Origin of the sequence: Bradyrhizobium sp., from assembly GCF_035570375.1 — a bacterium.
In the GTDB taxonomy this organism is placed as follows: Bacteria; Pseudomonadota; Alphaproteobacteria; order Rhizobiales; family Xanthobacteraceae; genus Bradyrhizobium.
Genome location: NZ_DATMLW010000198.1, coordinates 30837 through 47729 on the forward strand (window position 1 = coordinate 30837; position 16893 = coordinate 47729).

General features: G+C 62.6%; 16 protein-coding genes. 5 read left to right on the forward strand and 11 right to left on the reverse strand.

All coding sequences use genetic code 11. The features are described from left to right. Window positions 1-137 precede the first annotated feature (137 nt). The gene (locus tag VNX23_RS21450; protein WP_414643048.1) at window positions 138-2966 is read right to left on the reverse strand and encodes an EAL domain-containing protein; all 2829 of its coding nucleotides are present in this window, start codon (window positions 2964-2966) and stop codon (window positions 138-140) included. A 330-nt stretch (window positions 2967-3296) separates the two neighbouring features. Continuing rightward, entirely contained in the window at window positions 3297-4295 is a 999-nt protein-coding gene (locus tag VNX23_RS21455; RefSeq protein ID WP_325633324.1) for an NAD(P)H-quinone oxidoreductase, read from the reverse strand. Window positions 4296-4580: 285 nt separating this feature from the next. On the opposite strand from VNX23_RS21455, the gene VNX23_RS21460 reads away from it, so the two are divergent. Beyond that, window positions 4581-4772: a DUF1192 domain-containing protein gene (locus VNX23_RS21460; RefSeq protein ID WP_325633326.1), complete on the forward strand. Its 192-nt coding sequence runs from the start codon at window positions 4581-4583 to the stop codon at window positions 4770-4772. A gap of 295 nt (window positions 4773-5067) precedes the next feature. Here the strand turns inward: VNX23_RS21460 and VNX23_RS21465 are convergent, their stop codons facing one another. Continuing rightward, window positions 5068-5469, reverse strand: coding sequence for a hypothetical protein (locus VNX23_RS21465; RefSeq protein WP_325633328.1), 402 nt, complete (start codon window positions 5467-5469; stop codon window positions 5068-5070). Window positions 5470-5561: 92 nt separating this feature from the next. Here VNX23_RS21465 and VNX23_RS21470 point away from each other — a divergent pair, with 92 nt between their 5' ends. Beyond that, window positions 5562-6074: a DUF1465 family protein gene (locus tag VNX23_RS21470; RefSeq protein WP_325633329.1), complete on the forward strand. Its 513-nt coding sequence runs from the start codon at window positions 5562-5564 to the stop codon at window positions 6072-6074. A 239-nt stretch (window positions 6075-6313) separates the two neighbouring features. On the opposite strand, the gene rpmE is transcribed toward VNX23_RS21470, so the two are convergent. Continuing rightward, a complete protein-coding gene (gene rpmE / locus VNX23_RS21475) occupies window positions 6314-6541 on the reverse strand; it encodes a 50S ribosomal protein L31 (protein WP_325633331.1) in 228 nt (75 codons plus the stop codon). A gap of 258 nt (window positions 6542-6799) precedes the next feature. Here rpmE and VNX23_RS21480 point away from each other — a divergent pair, with 258 nt between their 5' ends. After that, a complete protein-coding gene (locus VNX23_RS21480; RefSeq protein ID WP_325633333.1) occupies window positions 6800-8671 on the forward strand; it encodes an ABC transporter ATP-binding protein/permease in 1872 nt (623 codons plus the stop codon). 486 nt (window positions 8672-9157) lie between these two features. On the opposite strand, the gene VNX23_RS21485 is transcribed toward VNX23_RS21480, so the two are convergent. The 5 genes from VNX23_RS21485 to VNX23_RS21505 form a co-directional block, all read right to left on the reverse strand. Further along, entirely contained in the window at window positions 9158-9367 is a 210-nt protein-coding gene (locus VNX23_RS21485; protein ID WP_325633335.1) for a hypothetical protein, read from the reverse strand. Window positions 9368-9455: 88 nt separating this feature from the next. Continuing rightward, window positions 9456-9908 (reverse strand): GNAT family N-acetyltransferase, encoded by a 453-nt coding sequence (locus tag VNX23_RS21490; RefSeq protein WP_325633403.1) that lies wholly within the window; start codon window positions 9906-9908, stop codon window positions 9456-9458. Between the two features lie 169 nt (window positions 9909-10077). Beyond that, a complete protein-coding gene (locus tag VNX23_RS21495) occupies window positions 10078-11103 on the reverse strand; it encodes a peptidoglycan -binding protein (protein ID WP_325633337.1) in 1026 nt (341 codons plus the stop codon). A 125-nt stretch (window positions 11104-11228) separates the two neighbouring features. After that, window positions 11229-11603, reverse strand: coding sequence for a VOC family protein (locus VNX23_RS21500; protein WP_325633339.1), 375 nt, complete (start codon window positions 11601-11603; stop codon window positions 11229-11231). Between the two features lie 102 nt (window positions 11604-11705). Continuing rightward, a complete protein-coding gene (locus VNX23_RS21505) occupies window positions 11706-12698 on the reverse strand; it encodes a flagellar motor protein MotA (protein WP_325633341.1) in 993 nt (330 codons plus the stop codon). 186 nt (window positions 12699-12884) lie between these two features. Here VNX23_RS21505 and VNX23_RS21510 point away from each other — a divergent pair, with 186 nt between their 5' ends. Together VNX23_RS21510 and VNX23_RS21515 are read left to right on the forward strand one after the other, a co-directional pair. Beyond that, window positions 12885-13076, forward strand: coding sequence for a hypothetical protein (locus VNX23_RS21510; protein WP_325633342.1), 192 nt, complete (start codon window positions 12885-12887; stop codon window positions 13074-13076). Between the two features lie 271 nt (window positions 13077-13347). Beyond that, entirely contained in the window at window positions 13348-14793 is a 1446-nt protein-coding gene (locus tag VNX23_RS21515; protein ID WP_325633344.1) for an FAD-binding oxidoreductase, read from the forward strand. Between the two features lie 87 nt (window positions 14794-14880). On the opposite strand, the gene VNX23_RS21520 is transcribed toward VNX23_RS21515, so the two are convergent. Together VNX23_RS21520 and VNX23_RS21525 are read right to left on the reverse strand one after the other, a co-directional pair. Then, window positions 14881-15675, reverse strand: a complete 795-nt coding sequence (locus VNX23_RS21520) for an inositol monophosphatase family protein (protein WP_325633346.1) — start codon at window positions 15673-15675, stop codon at window positions 14881-14883. A gap of 168 nt (window positions 15676-15843) precedes the next feature. After that, window positions 15844-16890, reverse strand: a complete 1047-nt coding sequence (locus VNX23_RS21525) for a tetratricopeptide repeat protein (protein ID WP_325633348.1) — start codon at window positions 16888-16890, stop codon at window positions 15844-15846. Window positions 16891-16893: the final 3 nt, after the last annotated feature.

The window sequence follows — 16893 nt, forward strand, 5'->3', positions numbered from 1 at the left end:
GCCTGTGAGGTGGGGGAGGCCGAATCGTTCGTTCGTCGAGGAGTTGCGCGTCGGGCGGGCCAGCGCGAAACGGCAACCGGATTTCACGGGGATGTCTTCGGGCGGATTGCGGCCGCGCGCGTAGCGCGGGTGCCGTTCTAGCTTGCGGCCTCGAGGCGGACTTCGGTCAAAAGCCGCATCGCGGCGTCCGCATCCATCGGCTCGCCGAAGGCAAAGCCTTGCGCGTATTCGCAGCCCAGCTGGTAAAGCTCGACCGCGTCCGAATCGGTCTCGGCGCCCTCGGCGACCACCTCCATGCCGAGATCATGGGCGAGCGCGACGATCGATTTCAGGATCACCGGGCGCGTGCCGCGGCTGGTGGTGCGGACGAAGGACTGGTCGATCTTGATGGTGTCGAACGGAAAGCGCTGCAGATAGGCCAGCGACGAATGGCCGGTGCCGAAATCGTCGAGCGAAAGTCCGGTGCCGAGTTCGCGGATCCGCGTCAGCATCTGCGCGGCGTGTTCCGGATTCTCCATGACCAGTGATTCCGTCAATTCGAGCTTTAGCGTGCCGCGCACCACCGAGGAGCGCGACAGCACGGTGCGGACATCGTGGATCAAATCGTGCCTAAGCAACTGGCGCGAGGACACGTTGACGCTGGCAAAGATCGGTTCGCGCGAACGCATCGCGCGCTGCCAGATCGAAAGCTGCTTGGCGGTCTGATCGAGGACGAACATGCCGAGATCGACGATCAGGCCGATCTCCTCGGCGATGGAGATGAATTCCACCGGCGACATGCGCCCGAGTTTCGGATGATCCCAGCGCGCCAGGGCCTCGAAGCCAGCGATCGAGCGATCCTCCAGCCGCACGATCGGCTGGTACAGGATCGTGATTTCCTCGCGCTCGATGGCGCGGCGCAATTCGGACTCCAGCGTCAGGCGGTCGGTTTTCCGCGCCCGCATCGCCGGCTTGTAGACGTCGATGCGGTCGCCGCCGATCCGCTTGGAGTGGTACATCGCAAGCTCGGCGTCCTTGATGATCTCGTCGGAGAGCGCGACCTGCGGATCGGAGAGCGCGAGCCCGATCGATGCGGTCAGGAAAATCTCGCGGTCGTTGAAGGCGATCGGCGCGCGGACAGTCTTGCGAATGGTTTCGGCGAAGGCGGTGATGCGTCCCGGGTCCTGTTCCGACATCAGGATCAGGCCGAACTGGTCGCCGGCGAGCCGCGCCAGCGTATCCTGCGGTTTGAGGATGCGGGTCAGCCGCCGCGCCAGTGTCAGGAGGATCGAATCCCCCACCGCGATGCCGACGGAATCATTGACCTGCTTGAAGCGGTCGAGGTCGATCACCATCAGCGTCGGCCGCAGGTTCGGCACCGTCCTGGTGAAATTGGCGACCGCATTCAGCCGGTCGATGAACAGTTTTCGGTTCGGCAGGCCGGTGAGGTTGTCATGCACCGAGTCATGAAGCATGCGCTCTTCGGCGTTCCTGGTCTCGGTGACGTCGGTGAGCGTGCCGACCACGCGCGAGACCTCGCCGTCGGAACCGACCACCGGGCGCGCCTTGAGCGCAAACCACATGAAATGTCCGTCCGGCGTGCGCAGGCGGAAATCCTGCACCAGCCGCCCGCGGCGCTGATCGAGCACGCTGTCGAGCGCCGCGCGGAAACGATCCTGGTCGAGCGGATGCAGCACTTCGAGCCATTTCGCGGCCGGGCCTTCCAGCGCGCCGCGTTTGAGGCCGAGAAGGCTTTCCGTCTCGGGGCTGGTGAAGACCTTGTCGGCGGAGACGTCCCAGTCCCAGATCAGGTCTCCCGACCCGGTCAAGGCCAGTGCGCGGCGTTCGACGTCGGAGACAATACCGGTGGTGGCGCCGCCGCCGGCAAAGGCATGCTGCATCACCGTGAAGCCGATCAGCATTACGATCAGCACCAGGCCGCCGAGCAGCGCCGGGCCGACGATGTCGTTGGTGACGCTGCCGGCCACCGTCATGCTGGCCGCGATCACCCAGACCACAAGCAGGAACCAGGTCGGGATCAACAGCACCGCGCGGTCGAAGCCGTGGGTGGACAGATAGACGATCAGCGCAAAGCCCGCGAAGGCGATCAGGACCAGCGATATCCGTGCAATGCCCGAGGCGACGGCCGGATCGAACAGCGCCAGCGCAACCAGCGAGCCGAGAAAAACCAGCCATCCGATCGTGATGTGCGAATAGCGCACGTGCCAGCGGCTGAGATTGAGATAGGCGAACAGGAACACCAGGAGGGTAGCCGCCAGAATCGCCTCGCCGCCCGCGCGCCAGACCCGCTCGGCATTGTTCGACATGTCGAGCACCTTGCCCCAGAAGCCGAAATCGACGCCGATATAGATCAGCACCGCCCAGGCGAGCGCGGCGGCGGCGGGGAACATGATGCTGCCCTTGACCACGAACAGGATGGTCAACACCAGCGCCAGAAGTCCGGAGATGCCGATCACGATGCCCTGGTAGAGCGTGAAGGAATTGACCTTGTCCTTGTAGGCGTCGGGCTCCCAGAGATAGAGCTGCGGCAATTTATCGGTGCGCAGCTCCGCGACATAGGTCACGACGGAGCCGGGATCGAGCGTGATGCGGAAAATGTCGGCGGTCGCGCTCTCCTGCCGTTCCGGGCGGTCGCCGATCGAAGGCGTGATGGTTGCGATGCGCGACAGGCCGAGATCGGGCCACAACAGGCCAGACGACACGATGCGGTAGTGAGGCGCAACGATCAGACGATCGAGCTGGTCGTCGGTATTGTTGGCGAGCGCAAATACCACCCAGTTCTGACCGCCTTCGCGGGCACGGACTTCAATGCGGCGGACGATGCCGTCGGTGCCGGGTGCGGTGGAGACCTGAATGCGGTCGGTGTCGCTGCGCTGATGATCGAGCACCGCGGTCAGGTCGATCGCCGACACGTCGCCGCGGACGCTGACGGCGTCGATGGCACGCGCCGGCGTCGCCGCAAACATCAAGAGGCCGAGCACAAGTGCCGCCGATCTGATGTCCCAGCACCACCGGGGGCGCATTCGAACCCGGAACTTCACATCGAAAAGCGGAACTCTGGTCATGTTTTTAGTGCCCATGACCTTCCGAAGTTCGCGAAACGTGAATGCGGCGACGTCGGGCGAACTTCGGAAAGCGGGCACGGGCCGCTGTCAGGCACCTGATCAGACGCAAGGTCCATTCTCCGCAATCAGCATTATTTTGCCGCCCAAGGTCCTTTCGCCCCGCGGTGCCGGATAGATGACACGAATGCGAAGGAATTCAAAGACTTTCCGGCCCGCGATCCGTCGCGAGCGTTAAACGGTCAACACAATTTTGCCAATATGTTCACCGCTCTCCATCCGCCGATGCGCGTCTGCAGCCTTTTCCAGCGGAAAAGTGCTGTCCATCACGGGCCTTATGCGCCCCTGGCGCACCAGCGGCATCACCTTGGCTTCGATCGCACCCACCATGGCCGCCTTGTCCGCATTGCTTCGGGGTCTAAGCGTCGAGCCGGTATGGTGCAGCCTTTTCACCATCAGCCTGGCAAAATTGGCGGTTGCCGTGGGTCCGCCGAGCAGTGCGATCTGGACGATGCGTCCATCGGTCGCGGCGGCATCGTAATTGCGTTCGACGTAGTCGCCGCCGACCATGTCGAGAATGACGTTGGGACCAGTCCCCGACGTGATCTTCTTCGCGGCTGCAACGAAATCCTCGGCCTTGTAATTGATGGCGTGATCGGCCCCGAGCCTGAGGCAGGCGTCGGCCTTGTCCTTCGATCCGACGGTGACGATCACTTTCGAGCCGAACGCCTTCGCAAGCTGGATCGCCATGGTGCCGATGCCCGACGAGCCGCCATGGATCAGAATGGTCTCGCCGCCCTGAAGCCGGCCGCGCTCGAATACATTGTGCCAGACCGTCATCAGTGTTTCCGGCGTGGCGCCGGCCTCGAGCATGGAAAGCGACGAGGGCACCGCGATCGCCTGCGCGTCCTGCGCGATGCAATATTGCGCATAACCGCCGCCGGCCACCAGCGACATCACCTTGTCGCCGAGCTTGTGCTTTCCGGCTCCCTCGCCGAGCGCGACCACTTCGCCGGCGACTTCAAGGCCGGGCAGGTCGCTCGCGCCGGGCGGCGGGGGGTAGGAACCGGAACGCTGGGCGACGTCGGGCCGATTGACGCCCGCGGCTTCGACCCTGATCAGGATCTCGTTCGGCCCTGGCGCAGGCACGGTGCGCTTTTCGGGCAGAAGCACTTCCGGACCGCCGGGCTTGCTGATCGCGATCACGGTCATTTGCGAAGGGACTTTTTCCATGATTTGTTCTCGGCCAGACGCCAGTGCGGCGGATTTGACGTTCCTATCAGTCTCGCCGCGAATGCGTTATAGGAACGTCAAATCCAAAGCCACACTAGAATCACAGAGTTGCCAGTGTCCCTCTGGTTCCGACGTTCGTAAAAGTGTGTGTGGCAAAGTCAACGAACGTCGGAACCGGGACGCTAGAGTTTTCCGGAAGCGGGAGTTTCAGGGAAGCATCTGATTACAGAGTGCCGTTCGGGCTGGCAACCGCAAGGTCTCGCTTTGCGGCGCGGAGCAGGGTACATGGCGAGCGAGGACGACGACAGGCCGAGAAAGAAGGTCACCCATGAGATCGGGCAGGACCTCTCGCTGCTTTCGGTCGAGGAACTCAACGAGCGGATCGTGCTGCTCTCGTCCGAGATCGAGCGCCTGCAGGCGGCCGCCGCCAGGAAGCGCGCCTCGAAGGACGCCGCCAACAGCTTCTTCAAGTCGTAAGTCTTGTCGTCCGGCCAAGCGAGTGCAACGAGCGCCAGCCGGGACCGGTACGCCCTGTGCTCACCTTGGGTAGCGAGTTAGTCGACACTCCTTTTATGACCGATATAGGTTTTTATGACCGATATAGGTGGTTATGGGTCCCCGCGTGCGCGGGGACGACCGGCTGGAGTGCTCCCCCGACTCGGCCAATGGCCGACATGGCAAACAATCCCTGAAAAAAATTGTTCGTTTACGATCGATTAAGCTTTCTCAGGTATGACTTGGGCCGTCCTCTTTGGACACCGAGTGGCTCCTGTCACTCTGTTTGACGCCTCCCTGTTATCAACTTCAAAAGCCGCCGGAAACGGCGGCTCTTTTTTTCGCGATTCGCCACTTCGGTCCCAATTCGCGCCGCAATGTGCCGCCGATAAACGGCACTCAAGTCATCAAATTGCCGGGACGCCTTGTTGTTCGGAAAGTCCGCAAGCGGCTGCGAGCGCGGTGCGGCGATCTTCGAAAGAAAGGACGCTGGAAACCATAAAAATGGTTGCGGCTGGACTCTCGTGCACGAGCGCGCAATGATTTGTTCATCATAAACGGCCGCGTTCTGGTGTCCGGGTTCTGACGTTCGTGTTGCTGCAGTGAGCTCTTTTCGAAGGTCAGAACAAAAAGGGACACCGGCAATTGAGGATTTGAGCAGCGGTTTTGGATTTGACATTCGCTCGTCAGGATTCGCAGGCGATACTGAAGCCGATGTCAAATCTGCCGTAACCGGCCGGCCGGCGTAACCAGTGGCGTGAGGCGTTAACGATGTCGGACCGTTCGCAGGGCGAAACCCCGCTCGTTCAATTCAGCGAAAAGCTGACCAATTCGGCAGCGTTCGGAAACCTGTTCCGGGAAGGGATGGATCTGGTCGAGCAGACCGCCGCCTATCTCGACGGGGCAGGTCGCGCCGAGGCCAAGGCGCTCGACCGCGCCGTCAGCCTCACTTACGCCACCGAAAGCATGCGCCTGACGACCCGCTTGATGCAGCTCGCCTCCTGGCTCCTGCTTCACCGCGCGGTGAAGGAAGGCGAAATGACCTTGACCCAGGCCAATCGCGAAAAGACCAAGGTCAAACTCTCTGCCGCCGATCCCGGGCCGGGCGAAACCATCGAAAAGCTGCCGCCGCAGCTGCAGGACCTGATTGCGCGATCGATGTCGCTGCAGGCGAGGGTGCGCCGTCTCGACGCCACCATCCACGCCCCGCCCACCGAGCGCCCTCCGATCGGAAACCCGCTGGTGCCGCAGCTCAACCGGTTGAAGGCGGCCTTCGAGCAGTAAGCCGCAATTCCAACGCTCAGTCATTCCGGGGCGCGAGTGAAACGAGCGAGCCCGGAATCCATAGCCACGATCGGGAGTATGGATTCCGGGCCTGCGCCTTACGGCGCATCCCGGAATGACAAAAGACTGGATTGCTTCGTCGCCTGCGCTCCTCGCGATGACCGCGAGTAACCCAAAACAAAAAGCCCCCGGCGATAGGCCAGGGGCGCGCTTGGTCTGCTGGATTAGGGCGGGCAGGCTTACTCTTTCTTGAGGAAGCCCGAGAACTTCTTCTGGAACCGGGAAACGCGGCCGCCGCGGTCGATGATCTGTTGGGCGCCGCCGATCCAGGCCGGATGCGACTTCGGATCGATGTCGAGGTTGAGCTTGTCGCCCTGCTTGCCCCAGGTGGAGCGCGTCTGGTACTCGGTGCCGTCGGTCATCACGACCGTAATCATATGATAATTCGGATGAATTTCGGCTTTCATGACAGGTCCTTCGGCGCGCCGGCGCCCGTGTTTCGACTGTTGGTGGCGGATTTGGGCGGCTCTATAGCGCAAGGCACCCGTCAAAACAAGCCGAGTGTCAGCCTCGATCGGGTCGATTTTTCGATTTGCCTGCACCGCCCCGTTGAGTGCTAGTGGTCGTTCGGTTCCAGCATTCGAGAAAAGTGTCCGCAGCAACGGGATGCGAATGTTGGAATCGGACCTATCTGGGGATGGCAGAGCGAGTGGTTCAAAGATCTCATGAGCGCAGTAGAACGGCTTGAAGAGCAGGGTGACAAACCGGCGTCGGCTAAGGAATTGGCTTCAGACACATCTGCCACGACGGCTTCGGCCCTTGAAGAGGCGCTGGCGACATCGCCGGCCGGGCGCAGCGCGCGGCTTCGCCCCTTGCTTGCGCTTGCGCCCTATGTGGCGCGTTACCGCGGTCGCGTCACGCTTGCTTTCGTCGCGCTGACGATTGCCGCGGTGACCACCCTGATCGTGCCGGTCGCGGTGCGGCGGATGATCGACTTCGGCTTCACGCCGGAAGGCATCGCCAAGATCAACAGCTATTTCAGCGTCATGATCGCGGTCGTGGCGGTGCTCGCGACCGCCAGCGCCTCGCGATATTACCTGGTGATGACGATCGGAGAACGCATCGTCGCCGACGTGCGGCGCGACGTGTTTTCGCATCTGATGTCGCTGTCGCCGGCCTTCTTCGATTCCTCGCGCAGCGGTGAACTGATCTCCCGTCTGACCGCCGACACCACCCAGATCAAATCCGCCGCCGGCGCTTCGGTCTCGATCGCGTTGCGTAATTTCATGCTGTTTGTCGGCGCCACGGCGATGATGGTGATCACGAGCCCGAGGCTTTCCGGCCTTGTGCTGCTGGCCATACCCCTGATCGTGCTGCCGCTGGTCGCGTTCGGGCGATGGGTGCGGCGGCTGTCGCGCAATGCGCAGGACACGCTGGCGGAAGCCAGTGCCTATGCCGCCGAACTGGTCGGCGCGATCCGCACCGTGCAGGCCTATACCGGCGAGCGGCTCGCCAATGCGCGCTTTGGTGGCGAAGTCGAACAGGCCTATGAGGCGGCCCGCAATTCGACGCGTGCGCGCGCCGTGCTCACCGCCATCATCATCTTCATCGTCTTCACCAGCGTCGTGGTGATTCTCTGGATCGGATCCAACGACGTGATGACCGGGGCGATCAGCGCGGGCAGGCTCGGACAGTTCGTGCTCTATACGGCGTTCGCCGCCGCCGCGCTCGGCCAGCTCAGCGAAGTCTGGGGCGAAGTCTCGGCCGCTTCGGGCGCAGCCGAGCGTTTGTTCGAAATCCTTCGCGTCAAGTCGGCGATAGCGGCACCGTCGTCGCCTCGCGCCTTGGCGGAACCTGCGCGCGGCGATGTCGGCCTCGAGGGGGTCAGCTTCGCCTATCCGACGCGCCCCGGCACGCTTGCCGTGGACGGCGTCTCGTTCTCGGTGCGCGCGGGCGAGAAAGTCGCGATCGTCGGCCCTTCAGGGGCCGGCAAGAGCACCCTGTTTCACCTGTTGCTGCGCTTCTACGACCCGGCTTCCGGCACGATCTCGTTCGATGGCGTGCCGATCCGCGCCGCCGATCCAGGAGAGGTGCGCAAGCACATCGCGCTGGTGCCGCAGGAACCGGTGGTTTTTGCCGCGAGCGCGCGCGAAAACATCCGCTTCGGCCGGCCCGAGGCGAGCGACGCCGAAGTCGAGCGCGCCGCTGATCTCGCCCACGCCAGCGAATTCATCCGCCGCCTGCCCGGCGGCTTCGATGCGCCGCTCGGCGAGCGCGGCGTCACGCTCTCGGGAGGCCAGCGCCAGCGCATCGCGATCGCACGCGCCATCCTGCGCGATGCGCCGCTGTTGCTGCTTGATGAGGCGACAAGCGCGCTCGATGCGGAGTCCGAGACGCTGGTGCAGACCGCGCTCGAGGAATTGATGCGTCACCGCACCACGCTCGTGATCGCGCATCGCCTTGCCACGGTGCTGTCCTGCGATCGCATCATGGTGATGGATCAGGGCCGCATCGTCGAGCAGGGCACCCATGCGTCGCTGGTTGCGGCCGGCGGGCTCTATGCGCGGCTGGCGCGGCTGCAGTTCGAGGGCGCGTGAAAGCTGCGGGAGGTTGACTGTTCAGTGCGGTGGTTTGGACCCGTCGTCCACCCATCCCTCTGCTGGTTTCCAACAATGTGTCTGTCCACAAGACGGGCATTCAAGCGGGACTGCGATAGAGGGTAATGATTCAAAGACGACCGTTTCGGTGTCCAGTCCGGTGGGCACGAATTCGCCTGTCACCGGACAGCGGATCAAAATATCTGGCACTCAAAATGTCCTGCTGAAAACAAGCCCGGCATTCTTAAAGAGGAGATTGAGGGTTGCTTCTTGCGAATTCACGCCAGAGATTTGTTATTTACCGCCAACCGCATTTGCCTCTTTGATTCTACTCCCCAATGTCCAGCAGGCGCGCAAGTAACAGCAAAAGTCCCACACGCGTAAAGGGCACAGTGAGCGGCCAGCGCCAGTCAGGCTAGTTGCCAAAGCCAGGGCAACCCGCCATCCCCACGCGTTCCGCGGGGGAGGGATGACAAGGATGACGCGCTAGCGCTTCGGGCATTTCGGCGAAAGCATCGGCACGTTCGCCCAGATCCAGTTGTTCCATGAGCCGTCATCGCTGACGCAGGCCGATGCGGACGTCATCGCCGAGCCAGCGGCGGCATAATGCCGATCGACCCACACGGCCGACAAAAATCCCGCGACGATGACAGCCAGAAACGTCGCCGAGCCCATCGCAAATGCGGTTCGCGTCATCGGACCTCCCAGAGCATGATCCGGACCCGAAGGGCCGCGTCAGCGCAAAGCGGAAACCGGTTTTCCGAAAAGATCATGATCCAGCCTCTCACGCCGCCTTCCATTCCATCTTCTTTACCGGACGGCCCGAAACCGGGTTGACGTCCTCGCCCCTGTGCACAAAGCCGTTGCGCTCGTAAAAGCGGATCGCGCGCGCATTGTCGGTATTGACGAGCAGCGTGATGGATACGGGCGAAAGCCGCTTCGCCTCGTCAAGGAGCATCGTCGCAAGCTCCGAGCCCCAACGATCCGGCGCAACCACGAGCTGGTCGAGATAGCCCTGTTGGTCGATGGTGACAAATCCGAGCAGCCTGTGTTCCTGCTGTGCGACGATGATCGCCGCATTCGGCACCAGTTCGCTGCGCCAGCGCTCGCGCCACCATGGCAAGCGCGCGGCGAAATCGATTGCCGGATAGGCCTCTTGCCAGCTTGTCAGCCACAACGTGATTGCGGCCTCCTCGTCGGAGGCGCGATAGGGCCGCAGGGTGAAGTCTGAGGTCAAACGCCGACCGTCATGGCCGGGCTTGTCCCGGCCATCCACGACTTGTTTTGTTGCGCGAGCGAAAGACGTGGATGCCCGGCAGCGCAGACAAGTTTACGCAGTCTGCGCAAAGCAGACTGCTGTGGCCGGGCATGACGACCAGGTTGATTGAACGCGCTAAAAGCCACCATTACCGTTCCGTCAGCTTCAGCTCGATGCGGCGGTTGCGCTTGTAGGCCTCTTCGGTCACCCCGATATCGAGCGGCTGGAATTCGGCGAAGCCGGCCGCGACCAGCCGTTGCGCGGGCACACCCAGCGAAATCAGATATTGCACCACCGAGATCGCGCGCGCCGAAGACAGCTCCCAGTTCGACTTGAACAGCGGACTGTTGATCGGCCGCACGTCGGTATGGCCGTCAACCCGCAGCACCCAGGCGATTTCGCTCGGGATCTGCTTGTCGAGGTCGATCAGCGCGGCCGCGAGCTTGTCGAGCTCGGCGCGGCCTTCGGGCAAAAGCTGCGCCTGTCCGGTGTCGAAGAACACTTCGGACTGGAACACGAAGCGGTCGCCGACAATCCGGATATCGGGGCGGTTGCCGAGAATGGCGCGCAGCCGGCCGAAGAATTCGGAGCGGTAGCGCGACAATTCCTGGACGCGCTGCGCCAGCGCGACGTTGAGCCGCTGACCGAGATCGGCGATCCGCGTTTGCGATTCCTTGTCGCGTTTCTCGGACGCGTCGAGCGCCTCTTCGAGCGCGGCGAGCTGACGGCGCAACGCGCTGATCTGCTGATTCAAGACCTCGATCTGTGCCAGCGCGCGCGCCGTTACCTGCTTTTCGGAGTCCAGCGCCTTGTTGAGTTCGCCGGCGCGACCCGCGGCGTCGTTGCCGGCTCCCGCAAGGCCTTCGTAAAGGCCCTTGACGCGATCGCGCTCGGATTCGGCCGAAGCCAAACCTGCCCGCACCTGCGTGAGCGCGTCCTCCAGGTTGATCTTGCCGAGCTTCTCCAGCGAAAGCAGATCGTTCAACTCCGCGATTTTGGCATTGAGTTGCATGAGCGCCTTGTCCTTGCCGCTGACCTCCTGCGACAAGAAGAACTGCACCACCAGGAATACCGACAGCAGGAACACGATCGAGAGCACGAGCGTCGATAAGGCATCGACAAAGCCCGGCCAGTAGTTGAAACCGGATTCGCGTCGCACACGTGCCAGGGCCATTTAGTTTTCTCCGGCGTGGAATCTATCCCAGGTTCGCACCACCTTTCCCCAGCGGGGAGAGGTCGGATCGCGATAGCGATCCGGGCGAGGGGGCGCCACTCTTGCGATGCGGCAAGAAATCATATCTACCTCTTATTCGGAGCGTGGCAAACGGCCTCTATATTGTGACCGTCGGGATCGAGTATGAACGCGCCGTAGTAGTTCGGGTGATAATTCGGGCGCATTCCCGGCGGTCCATTGTCCTTGCCACCTGCCGCGATCGCTTCCTCGTAAAACCGGTCCACGGTTGCGCGGTCATCCGCCGCAAAGGCTATGTGTGCGCCGGTCTGGGAAGTTCCACGCCTTCCGATCCAGAAGAAAGCTTTGGGCTGCACGCCATAGCCGGCGAACCGATCGCCTTCTGCATAAAGGCGCGTGATCCCGAGCGGACGCAACGCCCGGTCATAGAACTCCTTCGACCGACCGACATCCCTGACACCGATCGTGACATGGTCCAGCATGCTCGGGTTCCGTTACTATTTTTGTTTGAGCATGATCTCCGCGCAAACGCGTTCTGTGTTTGTCGCGAGGAAAAACCGCTTCCCACTTTTTCGGATCATGCTCTAACTTTTCTCGGGCTGCCTTGCGAGTCGCTCCAGGAGCCGCTTGATCTCGCGATTCTGCTCGCCCTGTCCGTCGGCCCATTCCCGGATCATCTGCTGCTCGGTGCGCATGTGCGTGACGAGGCCCTGAATGGCTTCGGCCAGATTGGCCATCGCAGCCGTGGTGCCGCGGCTTGCACCGCCTTCTTCCAGCGACTGCCGCAACCGGTCGACCGCGGCTTGCAATTCACCGCTCGATCCCTTCTCGCCGGCATAGTTGCGTACCGTGGAAGCCAGCCAGTCTTCGAGCTCGGTGTAGAAGCGGTTTTGCGCCTGGCTCGACTGCAGGTCGAGAAAGCCGAGGATCAACGAACCTGCAAGACCAAACAGCGAGGATGAAAACGAAATGCCCATGCCGCCGAGCGGCGCGGCAAGGCCTTCCTTCAGCGTGTCGAACAGCGCGCCGGCGTCGCCGCCGACCTTCAGACCATCGATCACCTTGCCGACCGAGCCCACGGTCTCGATCAGGCCCCAAAAGGTGCCGAGCAGTCCGAGGAATACCAGAAGGCCGGTCATGTAGCGGGAGATGTCGCGCGCTTCGTCGAGACGCGTGGCGATGGAATCGAGCAGGTGCCGCATGGTCTGCTGCGAGATGGTCATCCGCCCGCTGCGCTCGCCACCCAGGATCGCGGCCATCGGCGCCAGCAGTGTCGGATGGCGGTCGATGGCAAGCCCGGGATCGGCGATTCGGAAATTATTGACCCAGGCGACTTCCGGATAGAGGCGGATAATCTGGCGGAACGACAGGATGATGCCGATCAAAAGCACCGCGCAGATCAGCGCGTTGAGGCCGGGGTTGGCGAAAAAGGCCGCGACGATCTGCTTGTAGAGTACGATCGTGATCAACGCGCACAGCACGAGGAACACCAGCATCCGCACCAGGAAAATCCGGGGGAAGGAAAGCTTCGTCAATTCGATTTCCATCGAGGCGCGGGTGGAGGGGCCTTGAGCCATTGCTGGTATCTTCCTTGCGAGAAGCCGCTTTTGGGGTGGCAACAATATGGCACAGCGCGCCCGAGAAAAAAGGCCGCTTAAGGTAGATCGAAAGAAACGCCTGGAACTTCCGCGTGAAGCCAGGCCGGCGTCTCGCGCGTATTGGTGCAAAGCTTTGAAGCCTCAGGCGGTTAACAGGGATTTTGGATGATTTCCGGCCCCGCGGCGCTCGCGGGGATTGCGCTTTTGCTTTCGATTACCATTGCGGGCGGATGGCTGGTCCAGCATCGCACCGGCAACGCCGGTCGGGTCGATACGATCTGGACTTTCGCAATCGGACTCGTCGGCGCGGCGAGCGCGCTGTGGCCGATGGGATTGGGACCAAACGCGAGGCAATAGATGCGCGCGGCCTTAGCGATGATCCGGTCGCTCCGGCTCGGGCTGCATATCGCGATACCGACGGCAGGCATCGAATCGGAAGCGGCCAAACCGTTTTCGAAAGGCAACCCGACGTTCCCTTTCACTCAACCTAGACGGGTTTTCTGGAAATAGTAAACTAGCCGACGTTGTCTTTCTCATCGACGCAGGATCGCAGGCCCGCTTTATTGCCGTCATGGATTGCTGAGCTAGGCTAGCCGTGACTTAGCCGGGACTTTTTGAGAGATTTCGATTGACGCTGTCGAGACGATCCGTCCTCAAGGGAGGACTTGCGACGGCACTGGTTTGTGGCAGGCTGCCGGCCCGTGCCGAGTATTCTCCAAGGTCTATCATCAACGACGCCAGCCGGCTGAACCCGACGCCGGTGGCGAGGCATATCGCCTTGAAGGCGGCCCCCTCTGACGATCTGGTCGGCCGAATCCGTCAGGAGATTGCTGCCGCCGTGGCCCAGAAGCGTTCCTTCGCGATCGGAACGGCTCGCCATTCGATGGGTGGCCAGTCGATCCCGAAGGATGGCATCGCCATTACGCTCACCGGCGGGCACATCGACATCGATAGTGCGCGGATGACGTATCGCGTCGGCGCGGGGATGCGCTGGTTCGAGGTGATCCGTTCGCTCGATGCGCATGGCTTCTCTCCGGCCGTGATGCAGTCCAATAGCGACTTCGGGGTCGGCAGCACGTTCTGCGTCAACTCACACGGTTGGCCTACGCGGTTTGGTCCGTTCGGCTCGACAGTGCGATCGGCGCAGATTGTCCTCGCCGACGGACAGTTGGCCGAATGCTCGCGCACCAAGGAACCTGAACTGTTTGCGCTCGCGCTCGGAGGCTATGGGCTATTCGGCGCGATCGTCGATCTCGAGCTCGACATGGTACCGAACGCGCTTCTGGAGCCCTCTTATGTTCGGATGAACCCGTCGCGGTTCGCTGAAGCCTTCATCAATGCGGTGGAGAACGACCCCACCGTGCGGATGGCCTATGGGCGGCTGTCGGTGGCGCGCGAAAGCCTGTTCGACGAGGCCTTGATGATCGTGTTTCGCCCGGCCGCCAAACAGCCTTCACCCCTTCCGGCCGTGGTTGATCACGGTGCGCTGACCGGGGTCTCGCGCAATCTCTACCGGTTCCAGACTGGGCGCGAATGGGCCAAGAATTTTCGCTGGTTCATCGAGGCCTCCGTGAATCCGTCGATCTCGAGCCCGGCTACCCGCAACGCGTTGATGATCGAGCCGGTGGTCAACCTTGCTTCGGGGGATTCCAGCCGGACCGATATCCTGCACGAATACTTCATTCCGCCGGATCGCTTCACCGGCTTTGTCGATCTGTGCCGGGCCATCGTTCCGAAGGCGAAGGCCGAATTCCTCAACGCCACGCTGCGATACGTCGATGCCGATCCGGTTGCGGTGCTGGCCTACGCGCCGCAGAAGCGCATCGCAGCCGTCATGTCGTTCTCGCAGGAGATCAGTCCAGAGGGGGAAGCCGACATGATAACGATGACGGAGGCGCTCATCGAAGGCGTGAAAGGTCTGGGCGGCAGCTTCTATCTTCCTTACCGTCTTCATGCGCGGCGTGATCAGGTGCGCTCGATCTATCCGCGCACGGAGGAATTCGTTGCCGCAAAGCGCCGGTTTGATCCCTCGCTCGTGTTCCGCAACATGATGTGGGACGCGTATTTTTCCTGAAGGAGCCCGGAATGTGGACCGTGCTCGCCTGAATCAGGACGTCCGCTTTTCCGCGCTATCAGCGGACATTCATCGGTCGGCGGTTTGTCAGCCTCCCAGCGGCTTTAAAATCTTCACCAGCTCCGCGTGGACGAATTCGTTGCCGCAGATCACGTTGCGGGTGACGAGCGGGTCGTCATCGCCGGCAATGCCGGAGACGATGCCGCCGGCCTCGCGGACCATGATCTGCCCCGCGGCCATGTCCCAAGGCTGAAGGTTGCGTTCCCAGTAGCCGTCGAGGCGGCCGGCGGCGACGAAGGCCATGTCGAGCGAGGCTGCGCCAAACCGGCGCAGACCGGCCACCCGGTTCTGGAGCTCGGCCATCTCGGCGCGCGACAGTTCGTGGTCGCCGCGCCCGATATGCGGCAATCCACATGCGATCACGCAATCGGAGAGCTTGCGCCGGCCGGCGACGCGCAGCCGCTGATCGTTGAGGAAGGCGCCCTTGCCGCGCTCGGCGATGTAAAGCTCGTCATTGGCGGGATTGTAGATCACGCCCGCGATCACCGTGTCCTCGCGCCGTAGCGCAATCGAGATCGCGAATTGCGGGATGCCGTGCAGGAAATTGGTGGTGCCGTCGAGCGGGTCGACGATCCAGGTGTGGGTCTTGTCGGCGCCCTCGCGCGTGCCGCCTTCCTCGCCGATGAAGCCGTAACCCGGCCGCGCCCTGGCGAGGTCCTCGTAAAGGATCTCTTCGGCGCGGCGATCGGCGCGGCAGACGAAATTGGCCGGCCCCTTGAGCGACACCTGGAGATTTTCCACTTCCCCCAGGTCGTGCTTGAGGCTGCGGCCGGCGTGGCGCGCGGCTTTCACCATGACGTTGATAAGGGCTGAGTGCAGCATGATCTCGGCAACTTGTTTCAGCGAAATTGGTGCGCCCTCCCTTCGGGAGAGGGCTCGGGTGAGGGTCGCGGTTTCAGTGAGGTTCGAGACCCCTCACCGACGTCTCCCAGGCGGGGAGAGCTAATGAGAGATGTGCGTGCCCTGTGGCTGCGGCGGCGTCAAGGTAGATCATTTGCTGCCGAACCATCTGCGCACCGCTACTTCCGCCCGGGCGCGTTCCTCCGGGCTGAGATTGGAAAGCGCGTTGTCGAGTTCGGGATCGCCCTTGCCGGCGGTTTTCGCAATGGTGTGCCATTTGAGCGCCTCGGCCCTGTCGACCGGCGTGCCCTGTCCGCTGGCAAGTACGCGGGCGAGGCGGTTCTGGGCGACCGGATTGTTCTGTTTGGCCGCCTTTCGTAACAGCGCGACCGCGGCCACCTCGTTCTTCGGCGTGCCGGTGCCGTTGAACAGCGCGATCGCATATTCGACTTCGGCATCGGCATTGCCGGCGAGCGAAGCCGCCTGTAACAGGCTCGCCGCCCTTTCGGCGTCCTTGGGCACGCCGGTGCCTTCCTTGTAAAACGTTGCGAGCGCGTATTGGGCTTCGGGATTGCCCGCATCCGCAGCGATGCGAAGCAGTTCCGCCGAGCGGCGCAGGTCCTGCGGCAGCGTCTGCCCGTCGAGATAGAGCAAGGCGAGATTATAGGCCGCCTTTGGATTGCCGAGCTTGGCGGAGGAGGCCAGCAATTTCGCCGCTTCCTCGCGATCGACCGCGCCGCCGCGGCCGGCGAGCCGAAGCATGGCGAGTTCAAACATGGCCTCGCGATCGCCGAGGTCGGCGGCGCGCTTGAACCATTCGGCAGCCTTCGCATCGTCGCGCCTGACGCCCATCGCGTTGGCGTAGAGCTCGCCGAGCATGGTCATGGCCTTGGGGTCGGCATTCTCCTGCGCGCGTTTGGTCGCAAGATCAAACGTGGTCTTGTAGAAACCGCGTTGATAGGCGCCATAGACGAGATCGGCATTGGGATCATCGGGGGCAGGCGTCGCCGTTGCGGCGGGCGAGGCAGGTGGCGGCGTGGCGGGCTTCCTTGCAGCCGGTGCCGGACTTGCCTTCGGCCTTGCCGCGGGCTTGCTCGAGTCCGGTGGCGCCTGGTTGGCTGGCGGCGTTTGCGCCGCCGCGCCTGCCGTCAATGCCAGGACGAATGCGAGCGCGAGGATCGGGCGCAGCATGTTCATTCC

Excerpts from the sequence above, each read along its gene's own strand:
- VNX23_RS21450 (WP_414643048.1), bottom strand. The coding sequence starts at position 2,966 with ATGTTTGCGGCGACGCCGGCGCGTGCCATCGACGCCGTCAGCGTCCGC.
- VNX23_RS21455 (WP_325633324.1), bottom strand. The coding sequence starts at position 4,295 with ATGGAAAAAGTCCCTTCGCAAATGACCGTGATCGCGATCAGCAAGCCC.
- VNX23_RS21460 (WP_325633326.1), top strand. The coding sequence starts at position 4,581 with ATGGCGAGCGAGGACGACGACAGGCCGAGAAAGAAGGTCACCCATGAG.
- VNX23_RS21465 (WP_325633328.1), bottom strand. The coding sequence starts at position 5,469 with ATGTCAAATCCAAAACCGCTGCTCAAATCCTCAATTGCCGGTGTCCCT.
- VNX23_RS21470 (WP_325633329.1), top strand. The coding sequence starts at position 5,562 with ATGTCGGACCGTTCGCAGGGCGAAACCCCGCTCGTTCAATTCAGCGAA.
- rpmE (WP_325633331.1), bottom strand. The coding sequence starts at position 6,541 with ATGAAAGCCGAAATTCATCCGAATTATCATATGATTACGGTCGTGATG.
- VNX23_RS21480 (WP_325633333.1), top strand. The coding sequence starts at position 6,800 with ATGAGCGCAGTAGAACGGCTTGAAGAGCAGGGTGACAAACCGGCGTCG.
- VNX23_RS21485 (WP_325633335.1), bottom strand. The coding sequence starts at position 9,367 with ATGACGCGAACCGCATTTGCGATGGGCTCGGCGACGTTTCTGGCTGTC.
- VNX23_RS21495 (WP_325633337.1), bottom strand. The coding sequence starts at position 11,103 with ATGGCCCTGGCACGTGTGCGACGCGAATCCGGTTTCAACTACTGGCCG.
- VNX23_RS21500 (WP_325633339.1), bottom strand. The coding sequence starts at position 11,603 with ATGCTGGACCATGTCACGATCGGTGTCAGGGATGTCGGTCGGTCGAAG.
- VNX23_RS21505 (WP_325633341.1), bottom strand. The coding sequence starts at position 12,698 with ATGGCTCAAGGCCCCTCCACCCGCGCCTCGATGGAAATCGAATTGACG.
- VNX23_RS21510 (WP_325633342.1), top strand. The coding sequence starts at position 12,885 with ATGATTTCCGGCCCCGCGGCGCTCGCGGGGATTGCGCTTTTGCTTTCG.
- VNX23_RS21520 (WP_325633346.1), bottom strand. The coding sequence starts at position 15,675 with ATGCTGCACTCAGCCCTTATCAACGTCATGGTGAAAGCCGCGCGCCAC.
- VNX23_RS21525 (WP_325633348.1), bottom strand. The coding sequence starts at position 16,890 with ATGAACATGCTGCGCCCGATCCTCGCGCTCGCATTCGTCCTGGCATTG.